Consider the following 210-nt stretch of genomic DNA (forward strand, 5'->3'; position numbering starts at 1 on the left):
TTAATCAAATTTTGATTAAAAAATAAAATAGACAAGATAAAAAAAGTTATTGACTTAAATGTTAATAAAATGTATAATTAATTCTTGTCGGTAAGAAAATGAACATTGAAAACTGAATGACAATATGTCAACGTTAATTCCAAAAAACGTAACTATAAGTTACAAACATTATTTAGTATTTATGAGCTAATCAAACATCATAATTTTTAT

The organism is Staphylococcus schweitzeri (assembly GCF_002902405.1).
In the GTDB taxonomy this organism is placed as follows: domain Bacteria; phylum Bacillota; class Bacilli; order Staphylococcales; family Staphylococcaceae; genus Staphylococcus; species Staphylococcus schweitzeri.